14 protein-coding genes are annotated in these 15,688 nt (G+C 73.6%); 7 read left to right on the forward strand and 7 right to left on the reverse strand.

Annotated features, from left to right (window positions below):
- Positions 1 to 22: 22 nt before the first annotated feature.
- From MTF69_RS39820 to MTF69_RS39835, 4 genes are all read right to left on the reverse strand, one after another.
- Complete coding sequence (locus MTF69_RS39820) at positions 23 to 3,298, reverse strand: hypothetical protein (RefSeq protein WP_243341678.1); 3,276 nt, start codon at positions 3,296 to 3,298, stop codon at positions 23 to 25.
- Between the two features lie 110 nt (positions 3,299 to 3,408).
- On the reverse strand, positions 3,409 to 3,915 hold the full coding sequence (locus tag MTF69_RS39825) for a dihydrofolate reductase (protein ID WP_243341696.1): 507 nt from the start codon (positions 3,913 to 3,915) through the stop codon (positions 3,409 to 3,411).
- Positions 3,916 to 3,929: 14 nt separating this feature from the next.
- Positions 3,930 to 4,727: a thymidylate synthase gene (locus MTF69_RS39830; RefSeq protein WP_243341679.1), complete on the reverse strand. Its 798-nt coding sequence runs from the start codon at positions 4,725 to 4,727 to the stop codon at positions 3,930 to 3,932.
- Positions 4,728 to 4,764: 37 nt separating this feature from the next.
- Positions 4,765 to 5,211: a nuclear transport factor 2 family protein gene (locus MTF69_RS39835; RefSeq protein ID WP_243341680.1), complete on the reverse strand. Its 447-nt coding sequence runs from the start codon at positions 5,209 to 5,211 to the stop codon at positions 4,765 to 4,767.
- Positions 5,212 to 5,333: 122 nt separating this feature from the next.
- On the opposite strand from MTF69_RS39835, the gene MTF69_RS39840 reads away from it, so the two are divergent.
- Positions 5,334 to 5,903: a PadR family transcriptional regulator gene (locus MTF69_RS39840; protein WP_243341682.1), complete on the forward strand. Its 570-nt coding sequence runs from the start codon at positions 5,334 to 5,336 to the stop codon at positions 5,901 to 5,903.
- Complete coding sequence (locus tag MTF69_RS39845; RefSeq protein ID WP_243341684.1) at positions 5,890 to 6,687, forward strand: SGNH/GDSL hydrolase family protein; 798 nt, start codon at positions 5,890 to 5,892, stop codon at positions 6,685 to 6,687. Before MTF69_RS39840 ends, MTF69_RS39845 begins: the two co-directional genes overlap by 14 nt.
- 33 nt (positions 6,688 to 6,720) lie before the next feature.
- Here MTF69_RS39845 and MTF69_RS39850 read toward each other — a convergent pair whose 3' ends face one another.
- A complete protein-coding gene (locus tag MTF69_RS39850) occupies positions 6,721 to 7,584 on the reverse strand; it encodes a class I SAM-dependent methyltransferase (RefSeq protein WP_243341697.1) in 864 nt (287 codons plus the stop codon).
- 220 nt (positions 7,585 to 7,804) lie between these two features.
- On the opposite strand from MTF69_RS39850, the gene MTF69_RS39855 reads away from it, so the two are divergent.
- The 3 genes from MTF69_RS39855 to MTF69_RS39865 all read left to right on the forward strand — a co-directional run bounded on the left by MTF69_RS39855 (position 7,805) and on the right by MTF69_RS39865 (position 10,938).
- Entirely contained in the window at positions 7,805 to 8,377 is a 573-nt protein-coding gene (locus MTF69_RS39855; RefSeq protein ID WP_243341698.1) for a TIGR03086 family metal-binding protein, read from the forward strand.
- Between the two features lie 102 nt (positions 8,378 to 8,479).
- Positions 8,480 to 9,757, forward strand: coding sequence for an aminotransferase class I/II-fold pyridoxal phosphate-dependent enzyme (locus MTF69_RS39860; RefSeq protein WP_243341699.1), 1,278 nt, complete (start codon positions 8,480 to 8,482; stop codon positions 9,755 to 9,757).
- A gap of 59 nt (positions 9,758 to 9,816) precedes the next feature.
- The gene (locus tag MTF69_RS39865) at positions 9,817 to 10,938 is read left to right on the forward strand and encodes an MBL fold metallo-hydrolase (protein WP_243341686.1); all 1,122 of its coding nucleotides are present in this window, start codon (positions 9,817 to 9,819) and stop codon (positions 10,936 to 10,938) included.
- A gap of 399 nt (positions 10,939 to 11,337) precedes the next feature.
- Here MTF69_RS39865 and MTF69_RS39870 read toward each other — a convergent pair whose 3' ends face one another.
- A complete protein-coding gene (locus MTF69_RS39870; RefSeq protein WP_243341687.1) occupies positions 11,338 to 11,964 on the reverse strand; it encodes a DedA family protein in 627 nt (208 codons plus the stop codon).
- A complete protein-coding gene (locus MTF69_RS39875; protein WP_243341688.1) occupies positions 11,961 to 12,731 on the reverse strand; it encodes an MBL fold metallo-hydrolase in 771 nt (256 codons plus the stop codon). Before MTF69_RS39875 ends, MTF69_RS39870 begins: the two co-directional genes overlap by 4 nt.
- Positions 12,732 to 12,873: 142 nt before the next feature.
- Here MTF69_RS39875 and MTF69_RS39880 point away from each other — a divergent pair, with 142 nt between their 5' ends.
- On the forward strand, positions 12,874 to 13,278 hold the full coding sequence (locus MTF69_RS39880) for a hypothetical protein (protein WP_243341689.1): 405 nt from the start codon (positions 12,874 to 12,876) through the stop codon (positions 13,276 to 13,278).
- A gap of 190 nt (positions 13,279 to 13,468) precedes the next feature.
- Positions 13,469 to 15,559 carry a phage holin family protein gene (locus tag MTF69_RS39885; protein WP_243341690.1) on the forward strand — a complete coding sequence of 697 codons (2,091 nt, stop codon included), beginning with the start codon at positions 13,469 to 13,471 and terminating at the stop codon, positions 15,557 to 15,559.
- Positions 15,560 to 15,688 lie beyond the last annotated feature (129 nt).

Genomic DNA, 15,688 nt, shown 5'->3' on the forward strand with positions numbered 1-15,688 from the left:
GCTGTTGCGTCGAGCGGGCGGGTCAGCCGGCGACCGGCCCCCTCGCACCGCTCGTCGCGGTGCCGGTCAGGTGACCGGTCCGGTAGGCCGTCACCTTCACGGTGATGCGCTTCCCGCGCTGCGCGGAGGTCAGGGTGAAGGTGCTCCGGGTCGCACCGGTGATCAGCTTGCCGTCCGCGTACCACTTGTAGGCGTACGAGGTCGGTGTGGGAGTCCACGTGCCGCGGTTCGCGGTCAGCACGCTCCCGACCTTGGCCGTTCCCGTGATGGACGGGGCCTTCGTCGCCTTGGGCGCGACTCCCTTGACGAGCACGGCGGCGCTGGTGGCCTTCACCGCCGGGTGCCCTGCCTTGCGGGCGGTCACCGCCACGGTGAGCTTCTTGCCCTGGAGCGCCGAGGGCAGAACGTACGACGAGGCCGTGGCACCCGTGATCGCCTTCCCGTCGGCGTACCACCTGTAGGTGTGGGAGTCGGCGACGGGCGACCAGGATCCGGTCGTCGCCGTCACCTGGCCACCGACGACCGCGGTGCCCTTGACGGTGGGGGCGGCTGTCGAACGGATCGGTGCGACGACGGTGACGGTGCCCTTGACCCACTCGTCGCCGCGCGCAGTCACTCTCACGGACAGCGGGCCGAGCGGGGCCTTCGTGAGGTCCAGGGCGACCGTGATGCTGCGCCGGTCGGAAGCGATGGAGACGGTTGTCGACTGGACTCCGAAGCTGTCGTTGGTCACCTCGACCGAAACGTCCTCGTTCAGACCGGTGCCCGTGACGGTCATGGTGACCTTGCCCCGGCCTACCGTGGACGGCCCCACCGTGCTGGGGGCCGGGTCCTCCTGACCGCAGGGGGAGTGGGAGCACGTGGCTTTGAGCCGTACCGCGGTGGAGGCCTTCGCGGGCTTCTCCGGCAGACCGATCAGGATCGTGCTCGGCCGGGAAACCTTCGGAGGGGCGGCAGTTGGCAGATAGCAGGAGTAGTACTGGCCTCCCCAGCACCTGCTCTGCAGATCCGAGCGGTCGTACAGCCAGGGTGTGGGCGACTGCTCCAAGGGCTCGGCGGGGGTGAACCGCAGGTCGAAGTAGTCGCCCGTCACGGTCGGGAGCACCGCGCAGATCGCCGTCTTCTTCTCGCTCAGGGTGGCGGTCAGCGGTCCGAACCCGTTGCTGACGTCCGAGACCTTGACGCACTCGTTGGCGGGCCCGGCCGCCGTGCCGATGCGCAGCGTGTCCAGCCGGTAGGCGGGTGCCGCCGTCTTGCCCTCCGGAACCTGTACGAGGACCTGGTAGCGGGTGGAGCCGGTGACGGCGCAGCCCGCGTCGAAGTAGTCGCAGACGCCTTCGCCGTTCGCCTTGAAGCCGAGCAGGTGGACGGAGCCCAGCGCGTCACGGGCGTTCAGGTGCAGGGTGTCCGCAGCGTCGGCCGTGGTCACCTGGTGGCACAGGAACGTGCCGGGCTTGGCCGGTACGCCGCCGGTGGACGGGCCGCCCACTGCGGTGGCCGGGGTCGGGACGCAGCCGCGCGCGGTGGAGGTGACGTCGAGGCGGGTCAGGGCGAACTCGGCGGGCACGTTCCGGCTCTGCACTAGGGCAGTGTGCGCGACCTTGGCCGTCAGGGAGCAGGTGGAGAAGGAGCCGGAGGCCGTACTCATGGAGCAGACCGGCTTGCCCTTCGCGTCGAGGACGTTGACGGTCACCACCGAGTCACCCGAAACCCGCTGGATCTGGAGGAGCTCGTTCGCGGAGTGGTCCCCGGCCGCAATGGACAGGCAGTCGGCGAACACCTCCGCGCTGGTTTTCACGCTCATCCGGACCGGCTTCCCCGTGAAGTCGCCGGGCAGGAAGGTGCGGCAGGCGCTCGGTGCGTCCGTGCGGTGGACGACGAGACGGTAGACGTCGCTCTCCGCGGTTGGGTCGAGCTTGGAGACGAGGGCTCGGTACGGAGCGGTGCCGCCCAGGGCGCAGGTGCCGTCCTTCAGAACGTTCTCGCGCTCACAGAAGGCGGCCCCCTTGGAGTCGACGACGGTGATGGACGCGGCACCGTCGGACAGGACGGCGATGTGGGCCCCTTGGGGTACCGGGAGGTTCAGGCAGTCGACCTCACCAGGTGTGGCGAATGTGCCCTTCTGGTCGCGCGCCAGCGCGACCCCGTTCTCACAGCCCGCCATGGCCGTGCGGGACAGGATCCGCACGGCGTGCTCCGTGAGCAGGATGTACGGGGTACCGGCGGTGAGCAGGCAGTCACGCCCGGCCTCGCAGACGGGGGATCCGTTCGCCGCACGCACTCTGATGGAGGAGGCCCCGCCCTGCGCATCGATGGCATCGGCGTCGTAGCGTCCGGTCACAGCCGGGGTGAACGTCCTGCACCCGGTCAGGGGGGCGCCCTGCGCGGGCGGGGAGCTGTACGCCGTCGCGGCGACCGGAACGCAGCCCTCGGGGTTCGACAGACGCCGGACCTTCAGGCTGTAGGCGCCGGGGGAGGCGACCTCGGTGAGGACGCGGTAGCCGCCCGTCCCGGCGGGCAGCACACACTCGGCGCTGTCCTTACAGATGCGCTTGCCGGTGCCATCCGTGATCCAGTGCACGAAGCCTTCTCCGCGCTCGGTCAGCCGGAAGTCCGTGGTGATCCGCTCGCCGGGAGCGGCGGTGAAGGCGTGGCAGACGATGCCCAGACTGTCCGTGGCGGTCCCTGAGTTCGGGGCGGAGTCGTAGCGGGTGCCGGCAACGGCCGGACATCCGGGAGCGGTCATCAACGGGACGAGGGCGACACGGTTGGTGATGGGCTCCCAGTGGCTGTTGTGGACCGAGAGCGTGTACGTACCGGCCGCGAGCTCGCACCAGGAGTGGGTCAACGGTTCCCCGCAATCGACCTGCCTCTCGCCGGAGCTCAGCGAAGCGTAGGCGGACTGGTGGGACACCAGGAGCCGGTGCATGCCCGGATTCCTCACGACAACCGTGAAGCAGGCGGTGGCCTGGGACCCGATCGTGGCGCTGCCGACGGCGCTGCCGGGGGCACCGAGCGGCGCGAGCGCGAGCGGCGTGCAGTCCTCCTCGGCCGAACCCGCGGAGACCGGAACCGGCGCCGAGACCTTGTCCGTGCGGACCGTGCCCGCCGGGGGGCGCACCGGGTCGGCCTTTTGCGCTGGTGCGGGGTCGGCCTTCGCGGACGCGGTGGCCGACGGCGTCGCGGCGAACGCGTTCGCGGCCGGGACGAGCGGCGTCAGCAGCGCCGCCAGCAGAGCGGGGACCAGGAGGGTCTTCGCGGATCTGAACCGTGCGCGCGAACGCGCGGGGTTGAGCATGTCGTTCCCCCCGGAGCGATGTCGTCCATGTGGGCGTCACATGGGCGGCACACTCTACGGTTAGCCTCCGACAGGCCTTGCAGCGCCATCCCCCCAGGTGGCCGGGGGGTCTACCGGGTGTAGGTCCGGATGCGGTAGCGCAGGCCGGTCACCGAGGACTGCCAGCCGCCGTCCTCGGCGACGGCCCACGCCGGGTCCAGCTCCGGGGCGTGGGTGTCGCCGATCACCTTGGTGTCGACCTCGGTGACCGAGAGCATGACGGCGTGGGCAAGCGCGGCACGGTAGACCTCTCCGCCGCCGATCACCCAGCAGGCGGTGGCGGGGGCGGCTGGGTCGGGCTGTTCGACCGCCAGCTCCAGGGCCTCGGGGATGGAGCCGGCGCGCTCCGCGCCCTCCGCGGTCCATGCGGGATCACGGGTCACCACGATGTTGCGCCGCCCCGCGAGGGGGCGGAACCGTGCCGGCAGTGAGTCCCAGGTCTTGCGGCCCATCACCACCGGATGGCCGAGGGTGGTGGCCTTGAAGTGGGCCATGTCCTCAGGGAGCCGCCAGGGGATACCGTTGTCCGCGCCGATCACACCGTCGGAGCTCTGCGCCCAGATCAGCCCGACGCTCATGCCGGTGTCGAGGCTCATACCGCGACCGGAGCCTTGATCGCCGGGTGGTGCTGGTAGCCGGCCAGCTTCACGTCGCCGTAGGCGTAGTCGAAGAGCGAGTCGGCCCGGTGCAGCTTCAGCTCCGGGAACTCGAACGGGGTGCGCGAGATCTGCTCGGTCACCTGGTCGACGTGGTTGTCGTAGATGTGGCAGTCACCGCCGGTCCAGATGAAGTCGCCCGGCTCCAGACCGGCCTGCTGGGCCACCATGTGGGTGAGCAGGGCGTAGCTGGCGATGTTGAACGGCACGCCGAGGAACAGGTCCGCGCTGCGCTGGTACAGCTGGCAGGAGAGCTTGCCGTCGGCCACGTAGAACTGGAAGAAGGCGTGGCACGGCGCGAGCGCCATCTTGGACAGCTCGGAGACGTTCCAGGCGGAGACGATCATCCGGCGGGAGTCCGGGTCGCGGCGCAGCGTGTCGAGGACCTCGGTGATCTGGTCGATGTGCCGGCCGTCCGGGGTGGGCCAGGAGCGCCACTGGGCGCCGTAGACCGGGCCGAGGTCGCCGTTCTCGTCGGCCCACTCGTCCCAGATCGTGACGCCGTGCTCGCGCAGCCAGCCGACGTTCGACTCGCCGCGCAGGAACCACAGCAGCTCGTACACGATCGACTTGAGGTGCACCTTCTTGGTGGTGACCAGGGGGAACCCCTGCGACAGGTCGTAACGCAGTTGGTGCCCGAAGACACTCCGGGTGCCGGTGCCCGTCCGGTCGGCCTTCGCCGTCCCGGAGGTGAGCACCAGCTTCAACAGGTCTTCGTACTGGGTATCCGCCACGGGCACCGAGTCTACTGGGCTGCCGTCCGAGGTCCGGTCAGCCGGTCACCGCGCCTTCGGCGATCAGGCCGGCGAGAACCGCCTCGCCGACCGCCACGACCGCCGTCTGGGGACGGATCATCACGGTGATCTCGTCGATCAGGCCCTCGGGCGTGAGGTGCAGCATGTCGATGCCGTGCACCTGCCGGTCGCTCACGGTGGTCCGGAACGGCAGCACGGTCGCCGGCCCCTCGGCCCCCTCCGCCCCGAAAGGGACGCCGGCGGACTGGACGCTGCCGTCGAAGTGGCCGACGTAGTGGAAGCCCTCGAACGTGCGCAGGAGGACGCGGAACAGGGCCAGCACCGCCGGCTTGCCCTCGAACGGCTTCGACTTCACCGGGCTGTTGAGCCGGATGTCGTCGGTGAACAGCGCATCCAGCGCGGCGAGGTCATGGCCGGCAACGGCGGCGCGGAAACGGTCGGCCGTGCTGGTGGCGGTACTCATGAGGCCTCCTCGATAGTCACCGATGTGATTAGTCAGTTTCTTGACTATCGTGGCTCGGGCGTCCTTGAGAAGACACGTTCCAGAGAAGGCGCTGCCGCGCACGATCCCGAGGAGACCGAACGATGGCTCTGCGTCACGCCGTACTGGCGGCGCTGCTCGACGAGGAGCTGAGCGGCTACCAGCTGGCCAAGGCCTTCGGCACGGGCGTGGCCAACTTCTGGCACGCCCTGCCCCAGCAGCTCTACGCCGAACTGGCCAAGCTGGAGCGGGAGGGCTTCATCGCGGGCCGCGAGGTCGTCCAGGACACCCGGCCGAACAAGCGGCTGTTCCAGGTCACCGACGCCGGACTGGCCGAGCTGGAGCGCTTCACCGCCGCCGAGACCAAGCCCTGCGTCATCCGCGACGACCTGCTCGTGAAGGTCCAGGCGGCCGAGTACGTCGACACGCAGGGGCTGATCGCACAGCTCGCGGAGCGGACCGCCTTCGCGACGGCCAGGGCGGAGCTGTTCGAGAAGCTGCTGCGCTCGATGCGCGGCGAGCGGACGGAGGAGGAGTTCCTGCGCCACGGCGCACGGATCGGCCCCTACCTGACCTGCCTGCGCGGCCTGGAGTTCGAGCGGGCCAACCGGGCCTGGTACGAGCGCACCACGACGATTCTGAACGAGAGGCGGGCATCCCGTGGAGAGCAGTGAGCAGCGACGGCCGACCCGGTACGTGGCGCTCGGCGACAGCCAGAGCGAGGGCGTGGGCGACGGGGACGACCGCACGGGGCTGCGCGGGTGCGCGGACCGGCTCGCGGAGCTGATCGCGGTGCACGAGCCCGACGTGCTCTACGCCAACCTGGCCGTGCGGGGCCGCCTCGCGGCGGGCGTCCGCGAGGGGCAGCTCGGGCCGGCCCTCGCGCTCCGCCCCGACCTGGCCACGGTGGTCGCCGGAGTCAACGACGTGCTGCGGCCCCGCTTCGACGCCGATGAGGTCGCCGGGCATCTGGAGGCGATGTTCGCGGCGCTCACCGCGCAGGGCGCCCGCGTCGCCACCGTCACCTTCCCCGACATCGCGAAGCTCGTCCCGCTCGCCAAGGGGGCGGCCCCGCGCGTCACCGCGCTGAACGAGCGGATACGGCAGGCGGCCGAGCGGCACGGGGTGGCCGTCGCCGACTTCGCCCGCCACGAGGCCTCCACCGACCCCCGGATGTGGAGCGCGGACCGGCTGCACGCCGCGCCCTCCGGCCACGCCATGATCGCCGCCGGGGTCGCGCACGCCCTGGGGCTGCCCGGCAGCGACGAGGCGTGGACCCGCCCGCTGCCCGGCCCGCCGCCCGCCGCCCCGGCGGGCCTGCGGGGCGGCGCCGGGGAGCTGCGGTGGGCCGTGGGCTTCGCCGGGCCCTGGATCGGGCGACGGCTGCGCGGGCGCTCCTCCGGAGACGGCCGTACGGCCAAGCGGCCCGAACTGCTCCCCGTACGCCTGGCGGCCTGAACCTGGCGGCCGGAAGCCGGCGGCCGGGAGGGGTCAGGCGCGGCAGATGATCTCGCCGTTCAGGACCGAGAACCAGGCGTCCGGCTCCGCGCCCCAGGCGTGCCAGGCGTCCGCGACGGCCGCCAGCTGCGCCTGCGTCGCGTGTCCGCCGCCGGTCGCGATCCCGGCGTAGGCCGAGGCCGTCGTACGGTCCGCCCACAGTGCCGACCACCACGCGGCCTCCTCCTCGGTCGCGTAGCACCACGAGGTCGCCGTGCAGGTCACGTCCGTGAAGCCCGCCGCCCGCGCCCACGCGCGCAGGCGGCGTCCGGCGTCCGGCTCGCCGCCGTTGGCGCGCGCCACCCGCCGGTACAGGTCCAGCCACTCCTCCAGCCCCGGAGTCGCGGGGTACCAGGTCATGGCCGCGTAGTCCGCGTCCCGCGCCGCGACGATTCCGCCCGGCCGGCACACCCGGCGCATCTCGCGCAGCGCCTGCACCGGATCGCCCACGTGCTGCAGCACCTGGTGGGCGTGGACCACGTCGAAGGAGTCGTCGGGGAAGTCCAGCGCGTGGACGTCGGCGGTGGCGAACTCGATGCCGGTCAGGCCGCGCTCCTTCGCGTACGCGGCGGCCTGGTCGACCACGTCCCGCGCCGCGTCCACCGCCGTGACCCGGCCCTGCGGCCCCACCAGCTCCGCCAGGTCCGCCGTGATCGTGCCCGGGCCGCAGCCCACGTCCAGGACGCTCATTCCCGGGCGCAGCTCGCCGATCAGGTACGCGGCGGAGTTCTGGGCGGTGCGCCAGCGGTGCGAGCGCAGCACCGACTCGTGGTGTCCGTGGGTGTAGACCGCGGTCTCGTGCGGGGGCTCCGTGGCCGTCGCCGTGTGAGTGGCATCCGTGGCATCCGTGGCGTTCATGGCGTTCATGGGACATGGCTCCTTCGTCGTCGAAGTGCTGTCGGCGCGTTGGATTCACGGTAAGGGATCAGTTCGGCATCTGAGATATGCGTTTTGACATGTGGACAGCATCCTTGCGCACCAAGGGGATTGGGTGAGCGGGTGGCAGGGTGTGGTGGGGGCGAGGACAGTGATTCCGGGGGCACCCGGGGAACAGAGGACGGTGAGATGCATGCCATCCATGCCGGACCCGCTGCTGGAGCGGCACGCCGAGGCGCTGAGGCTCTTCGGCCAGTACGTCCACGCGGTCTCGGACGCGCAGTGGGACGCGCCGACGCCCTGTAGCGAATGGAGCGTGCGCGACCTGGTCAACCACGTCACGGCCGAACAGCTGTGGATACCGCCCCTGGTCACCGACGGCCGCACCGTCGAGGACATCGGCAGCACCTACAACGGCGATGTCCTCGGCACGGATCCGGCCGCCGCCTGGGACGAGGCCTCCGCCGCCGCGCACACCGCCTTCGAGATCCCCGGGGCGCTGGAGCGCACCGTCCGGCTCTCGTACGGGCCCGCGCTCGGGTCGGCGTACTGCTCGGAGCTGACCGCCGACTGCGTCGTCCACACCTGGGACCTCGCGCGGGGCATCGGCGCGGACGACCGGCTGCCGGACGGGCTCGTCGAGTTCTCCCTCAAGGAGGTCATGCCCTACGCCGACGGACTGGCCGCGAGCGGCATGTACGCGGCTCCGCTGGAGATCCCGGCCGGGGCGAACGCGCAGACCCGGCTGCTCGCGCTGCTGGGGAGGAGCGGCTGACGCACAACGGGCGATCGTGGACGAATAACCGTATAAAGGCATGGTCGGGAGCGCGGGGACGGCAGGGAGAGGTGGCGCGCGGTGTCGGGGATCCAGCGCACGATGGCCGAGGGCCGTGGCCCGGTCCGCTACGGCCCGCCCGCACCCCAGCCGGGTCTGCCCGTCCTGCCCGAGCTCACGGCCGTCCTCGCGGCGGCCGCCTGGCGTTCGGCCCCCGAGCCGGCCGGCGGGGGAGTGCCCGTACGGGCCGCCGCGGCCCGGCACTGGGGGCGGCGCGGGCTGCCGACCGATCCCGACCACGTGGCCGCCGGACCCGGCGCGCCCGCCCTGCTGCTGGCGCTGCTCGGTGCGTACGGCGGCGACGTCATGCTGCCCCGGCCGTGTCCCGCCTGGTGGACACCACAGGTCCGGCTGCTGGGACGGCGGGCCTACCACGTGCCCACTCCGGCCGAGTGCGGCGGCGTACCCGACCCGTACGCCCTGCTGGAGACCGTGCGCCGGGTGCGCGCCGAGGGCGGCGACCCGCGGGTGCTGCTGCTGTCCGTCGCCGACGACCCGACGGCGACCGTCCCGCCGCCCGAGCTGCTCCGGGAGGCCTGCGAGGCCGCCGAGGCCGCCGGGCTGTTCGTCGTCAGCGACGAGACCTGGCGCGACACCGTCCACCGGCCGGTCCACGGACGCCAGGGAGGGCCGGGCGGCCCGGGCGCAGCCGCACCCGGCGGGCCCCCGGGGTCCCACGACAGGCTCGTCGTGCTCAGCCCCGCCGAGATGCTGCCGGACGACACCGCGGTGCTCCTGGACCTCTCGGGCGCACTGCTGCCCGCCGGCTGGCCCGCCGCCGTCATCCGCTTCCCCGGCACCCCGCACGGCACCTGGCTGCGGGCCCGCACCCTGGACGTGCTCACCGCCACCGGCGGGTTCGTCGCGGGCCCCGTCGCCGGGGCGGCCGCGCACGCCCTCGACGAGCCCCCCGCCGTGGCGGGACGCACCGCCGCGGCCGCCGCCCTGCACGGCGCGGTGGCCCGGGCCGCGCACCGGGAACTGCTGGCCGCAGGGGTGCTGGCCCGGCCCCCGCAGGCAGGCCGCCACCTCTACGCCGATCTGACGCCGCTGCGCTCGGGGCTCGCCCGGCAGGGGGTCGGCGACGCCATGGAACTGGAGGACTGGCTGGCCGGCCGGCTCGGCGCGCCGACGCCCGGCGGGCAGCGGTTCGCGGACGAGCCCGTCGCCCCGCGGGTCCGGCTGTCGACCGGGCCGCTGCTCGGAGCCACCCCGGAGGAGCAGCTAGCGGCGCTCACCGCGGCCGACCCCCTCGCACTGCCCCACGTACGGGACTCCCTGGCCCGGCTCCGGTCGGTCCTGGCCGGGCTGTCCGACTGAGGGCCGCCCGCGAACCCGCCCGGAAATGCCGAATGCCGCCGGTGAACGGAGACTTCTCGATGAGGGATCAGACGGACGCCCCCTCGGCTTCCCGGGCGGAGGCGGAGGCGGAGGCGGAGGCCGGGGCCGGCCCGGACGTCCCCCCGGCGGCCACGCGGGCCGGTGCCGGTGCGGGTGCCGGTACCGGCGTCGGCGTCCGGCACGCGCGGCCGCGGCCGCGGCCGCTCGGCGAACACCGGCTGTGGCCGCGCTCGTTCGCGGACCGTCTGACCACCCCGTTGCCGGGGCTGCGCGCCTTCGCCCGGCTCGCCCGCGAGGGCGCCTTCCGGCCCGGCCCCGAAGGGCTGCGCGGCATCCCGGACCTGCCGTACGCGCCGGCCCCGCTGCCCGCCGTGGCCGCAGGGACGGTGTCCGTCACCTGGGCCGGGCACGCCAGCTGGATCCTGCGGATCGGCGGACTGACCGTACTGACCGATCCCGTCTGGTCCCGGCGGATCCTCGGCACCCCGGCCCGGATGACCCCCGTCGGGGTGCGGTGGGAGGAACTGCCGCCGGTCGACGCCGTGGTGATCAGCCACAACCACTACGACCACCTCGACGCCCCCACCCTCAAACGGCTCCCGCGCGCGACGCCGCTCTTCGTCCCGGCCGGTCTCGCGCGCTGGTGCCGGCGGCGGGGGTTCACCCGGGTCACCGAACTCGACTGGTGGGAGTCGGCCGAACTGGGCGGCGTACGGTTCGAGTTCGTGCCGGCGCACCACTGGTCGAAGCGGTCGCTGATGGACGCGTGCCGGACGCTGTGGGGCGGCTGGATGCTCAGCGCCGCCGAGGGGCGGGGCGACGCCGCGAAGAAGGTCTACTTCGCGGGGGACACGGGCTACGGACACTGGTTCGGCGAGATCGGACGGCGGCACCCCGGCATCGACCTCGCGCTGCTCCCGATCGGGGCGTACGCCCCGCGGTGGTGGCTGCGGGACGTCCACGCGGACCCGGAGGAGGCGGTGCGGGCCTGTCTGGACCTGGGGGCGCGGCGGATGGCTCCGATGCACTGGGGGACCTTCGTGCTCTCGTCGGAGCCGGTGATGGAGCCGCTGCAGCGGGTGCGGGCCGCGTGGGCTCGTACCGGGCTGCCCCGGGAGCACCTCTGGGACCTCCCGGTCGGGGCGTCCCGGGCCCTCTAGCCGCGGCCGGCTGCGGGCGTGCCTGCGCGGGCGAATCCCCGCAGCTCCCCTTGCCGCTGCGCGGGCGATGTCCCCGCTGCGACCCTTGCCGCTGCGCGGGCGAAGTCCCCTACCCGCCCTTCCACCGTTCCCCGGGCTCCGCCCGGACCCGTCCTGGGGCTCCGCCCCAGACCCCGGTCCTCAAACGCCGGACGGCTGGATTTGCTGCGCCCAGACCCCGCGTCTCAAACGCCGGACGGCTGGATTTGGTCGGGCGCAGTCTGCATGCGCGGCAAGCGCGAACCGAATCCAGCCGGACATAGGCCAAAATCAGCCCCTCCGGCGTTTGAGGAGCGGGGGTCCGGGGGCTGGCCCCCGGCAGCGGCGCCGCACGTGGGGCGGGTTCCGGGACCGGCCAGGTCAGCCGCGGAGGCGGCGCCAGAGGGCCGGGGCCGCGCTGATGAGCACCGTGAGGGCGACCGCCACGGCCACGCCCTTCCAGGGCTCCGCGAAGAGGGAGCCGCCCACGATGCCGATCAGGCCGTAGGTCGCCGCCCAGGCCAGGCAGGCGGGGCCGTCGCCGCGGGCGAACCGGCGCAGGGGGAGCTCCGCGAGGAGGCAGGCCAGCATCACCGGGATGCGGCCGCCCGGGAGGAGGCGCGAGACCACCAGGACCAGTACGCCGTTCTCGTCGAGCTTGCGCTGCGCCTGCGCGAGGCGTTCCGGGGTCACCCGCCGGCGCAGCGCTTCCAGCCACCGCGATCCGTTCCGCGAGTGCACCCCGCGCCGGCCCAGCCAGTACAGCGCCAGGTCCCCGGCGAAGGCGGCCAGCGAGGACACCCCGAACACCAGCAACAGCCCGAAGGGCAGCGAATCCTGGTGGAACGCCACCACCGCCGCCGTGCTGACCAGCGCGCCCGTCGGGATCACCGGCACCAGCGCGCCCAGTGCCACCAGCACGAAGAGGGTCGGATAGCCGATCGCCTGCTGGGTGGATTCCGGCGGTACCTGCGCGGCCGCCTCCGCGAGTCGGGACAGGGCCCTCACGGCAGCCGCACCCGTTCACCGTGCGCGGGCACCCGCACCGTCACCTTCGGCGCCTCCCGCCGCGCGCACCGTACGAACTCCTCGCCCGGCGCGTGGAACTCGTGCGGCCGGACCGCGTCCATCCCGATCGGCCAGTACGTGCCCCAGTGCACCGGGACCGCGGCCGCCGGCGCCAGCAGGGCCAGCGCCCGCGCCGCGCCCGCCGCGTCCAGGTGCCCGGGACCCAGGTAGGGCCCCCAGCCGCCCACCGGCAGCAGGGCCACGTCCACCGGTCCGACCTCGTCGGCCATCGAGTCGAACAGGCCGGTGTCCCCGGCGAAGTAGGTCCGCGACGAGCCCTCGATCACGTACCCGAGCGCGGGAGCGACCCGCGGGCCGAACGGCAGCCGCCGCCCGTCGTGCCGCGCGCCGACCGCCCGGACCCGTACGCCGTCCCCCACGGTCACCGCGTCGCCCGGCACGACCTCCGTGACCTCCAGCCCCCGCACCCCGGCTATCCGCGCCAGCCCCGCCACCGCGCCCGGCGCCCCGCGCGGAACCAGCAGCCGGGTCCCGCGAGCGAGGCGGGCCAGCGAGGGCAGGTGCAGATGGTCGGCGTGCAGGTGCGAGACGAGCACCGCGTCGGCGACCGCCGCCTCCGGCGGGGGCACCGCCCCGCGACGGCGCCGCAGGTGCGCCAGCCGGCGCGTGAAGAGCGGGTCCGTGAGCAGCCGGACACCGGAATCCTCGACCGTGCACGTGGCGTGGCCCCACCAAGTGATGTCCACCGGCCCCTGATCCCCTCCCTGGTCCCGCTGTCACGGGGTCCCGTCCGAGCCTAAAGGCTGCCCGCCCAAACCGCCCGGAACCGGGAAGACGGCCCGGACGCCCCCTCCTCCCCGGCGGCGGATCGGAGTAGGGTCGGGCGGCATGGATGAGCTGCGCGTGGCCGCGATCGCCAGCCTGGCCCCGCTGGAGGATCTGGACACGGATCCCTTCGCCGTCGACACCCGGAGCCAGCACGCACTGTGCGCCCGCTGGGCGGCCGACCGGGGCTACGTCGTGACCCGCCAGCTGTTCGTCTACGGGCTGCGCGCCGACCACTGCGGGCTGTGGAACGACATCGACGCCGGGCGCGTCGACCTGTTCGTCACCGCCAACCACCGGGTGCTGACCCGCGCGCTGCGCTCCGTGGGGGAATTCACCGCGGAATGCGCACGGCGCGGCGTACGGCTGGAAACCGCCGGTCTCGACGAACCGCGCTACACCTCCGCGATGAAGGCCGAGGTGCACCGCCGGCTCTCCATGCCGACCGCCGGATACGACGGCACGTAGCCCTCAGCAGCCCTCGCCGGCCCCCGGCGGACGCCGCCGCCCACCGTGGCAGCGCGCCGCCGCGCCCCTCCGTACGCACATCCGCCGCCCGTGTCACCCGGCCCTGCGGGCGCCGCTGTGCGAGCCTGGACACCGTGGGGACGGGGGCCCGTCGGCGCGGTGCGGGCCACGGTGGTGAGGCGGGCAGGGCGTGTTGCGAGGCCGGTGGCGGAGTACGGGCGGCGCCCTGGTGCGTGTGGTCATCGTCTGGGCGGTGTCCAGCCTCACGATGCTCGCCCTGGCCGGAATCCTCCCCGACTTCAGGCTCCAGGCGGGCGCGGGAGGCGACCGCGACAGCATCACTCAGATAGGTCTGACCGCCGCCCTCGGCGCCGGCGCGTTCGGTCTGCTGAGCGCGCTGGTGTGGCCCGTTCTCGTACGCGCCCTGCTGCTCGTGCCGGCCCTGGTGCTCGGCCTGCTCGTCTTCTTCCTCAACGGCTCGCTGCTGCTGATCGCGCTCAACCTGATCCCGGCCGGCCGGGGCGAGGCGGACCCCGAGACGGCGGTGGTGGTCGCCGCCGTGATGTCCGCCGTCGCCTCCGCGACCTCCACCGCGCTCGCCGTCCGGGACGACGAGGCCTACCGGCGCCGGCTCTACCGGCTCGCCGACCGCCGCCGGCGCCGCCAGCGCCGCGAGGGCATGCCCGGGGCCGACGAACGCGCCCCCGCCGTGGTGTTCCTGCAGCTCGACGGGGTCGGGTACGAGGTGCTGCGCCGCGCGGCCGGCAGCGGCCTGATGCCGACGGTGGCCGACTGGCTCGACCGCAGCCACCGCATCACCTCCTGGCGCACCGACTGGTCCAGCCAGACCGGCGCCAGCCAGCTCGGCATCCTGCACGGCTCCAACTTCGACGTCCCGGCCTTCCGCTGGTACGAGAAGGACACCGGCGAGGTGGTGGTCTGCAACCGGCCCACCAGCGCCGCCGAGCTCCAGCGGCGGGCCGTCGAACGCACCGGGAACGGGGGCCTGCTCACCCTCGACGGGGCCAGCCGCGGCAACCTCTTCAGCGGCGGCGCCGGCCAACTGGCGCTCGTCCTGTCCGTCTCCGCCCGGCGGGGCCCGCACAACCGCTCCCGCGCGGGCTACTTCGCGTACTTCTCCGACCCGGCCAACGCGGTCCGCACGGCGCTCTCCTTCGTCGCCGAGGTGGCCCGCGAGATCACCCAGTCACTGCGCGGCCGCCTGCGCGGGGACCGGCCACGGGTCGCCCGCGGCGGGCTGTACCCGCTGATCCGGGCCTTCGCGACGGTGGTGGAGCGCGACGTCGTGGTCGCCGCGGTGATCGGCGACATGCTGGCCGGGCGCGCCGCGGTCTACGCCGACCTGGTCGCCTACGACGAGGTCGCCCACCACTCCGGCCCGCGCTCGCGGGACACCGAGCAGGTGCTCGCCCGGCTCGACCGCAGCCTCGCGCTCATCGCCCGGGTCGCCGAGCACGCGCCCCGGGAGTACCGGATCGTGCTGCTCTCGGACCACGGCCAGAGCCCGGGGGAGACCTTCCTCGCCCGGTACGGGCTCACCCTGAAGGACCTGGTCCGCGCGGGCTGCGGGCTGCCCGTGTCCCGGAAGGCCGGCCGTACGCACAGCGGCGCCGAGGCACGGGCCGCCGTACGGGCCGCCCTGCACCGGCCGGTGGAGGAGACGGACGAGGAGGTGCGACCCGGGGCGGGTCCCGACCCGGTGGTACTGGCCTCCGGCAACCTCGGGCTGATCTCCTTCCCGGACCTGCCCGGCCGGGCGTCGAGGGAGCGGATCGAGCGCGCGCACCCGGCGCTGCTCTCCACACTGGCGAACCACCCCGGGGTGGGGTTCCTCCTCGTCGACGGGACCGTCCTGGCGGCCGACGGGGCCGAGGCGCGGCTGGACGAGCCGGGCGCGGCGGAGGCGCTGCTGGCCCCCTTCGGACCGGGCGCGGCGCGGGCGGTCCGGCGGACGGACACCTTCCCGCACGTGGCCGACGTGATGGTGAACTCGGCCTACGACCCGCAGACGGGCGCGGTGCACGCCTTCGAGGAGCAGATCGGCTCGCACGGCGGCCTGGGCGGGGAGCAGGGCCACCCGTTCCTGATGTGGCCGGTGGAGCTCTCCGAGCCGGTGTACCGGCCGGACGGGGAGCTGGTGGGCGCGGAGGCGGTCCACGAGGTCCTGCGCCGCTGGCTCACCGAGGCGGACGGCCCCCAGATCCCGGTCCCCCCGGAGATCTCCGTCGCCCCGGGCAATGATCCGGCGCCCGCAGCCTAGATGAATGAGTCCAAGGGATCGCCTGCGGACATGAGACGAGGGCGTCCAACGCCGATGTGTGACGAACGACCTGGACACCCTCGCAACGGCACTCTATGCCCGGATCGACGACGAGTTGAAGGCTTCGCC

Origin of the sequence: Streptomyces sp. AP-93 (genome assembly GCF_022808175.1) — a bacterium.
In the GTDB taxonomy this organism is placed as follows: domain Bacteria; phylum Actinomycetota; class Actinomycetes; order Streptomycetales; family Streptomycetaceae; genus Streptomyces.

Coding starts and splice junctions, on each gene's coding strand:
- MTF69_RS39820 (WP_243341678.1), bottom strand. CDS start 3,298: ATGCTCAACCCCGCGCGTTCGCGCGCACGGTTCAGATCCGCGAAGACC.
- MTF69_RS39825 (WP_243341696.1), bottom strand. CDS start 3,915: ATGAGCGTCGGGCTGATCTGGGCGCAGAGCTCCGACGGTGTGATCGGC.
- MTF69_RS39835 (WP_243341680.1), bottom strand. CDS start 5,211: ATGAGTACCGCCACCAGCACGGCCGACCGTTTCCGCGCCGCCGTTGCC.
- MTF69_RS39840 (WP_243341682.1), top strand. CDS start 5,334: ATGGCTCTGCGTCACGCCGTACTGGCGGCGCTGCTCGACGAGGAGCTG.
- MTF69_RS39850 (WP_243341697.1), bottom strand. CDS start 7,584: ATGAACGCCACGGATGCCACGGATGCCACTCACACGGCGACGGCCACG.
- MTF69_RS39855 (WP_243341698.1), top strand. CDS start 7,805: ATGCCGGACCCGCTGCTGGAGCGGCACGCCGAGGCGCTGAGGCTCTTC.
- MTF69_RS39860 (WP_243341699.1), top strand. CDS start 8,480: ATGGCCGAGGGCCGTGGCCCGGTCCGCTACGGCCCGCCCGCACCCCAG.
- MTF69_RS39865 (WP_243341686.1), top strand. CDS start 9,817: ATGAGGGATCAGACGGACGCCCCCTCGGCTTCCCGGGCGGAGGCGGAG.
- MTF69_RS39880 (WP_243341689.1), top strand. CDS start 12,874: ATGGATGAGCTGCGCGTGGCCGCGATCGCCAGCCTGGCCCCGCTGGAG.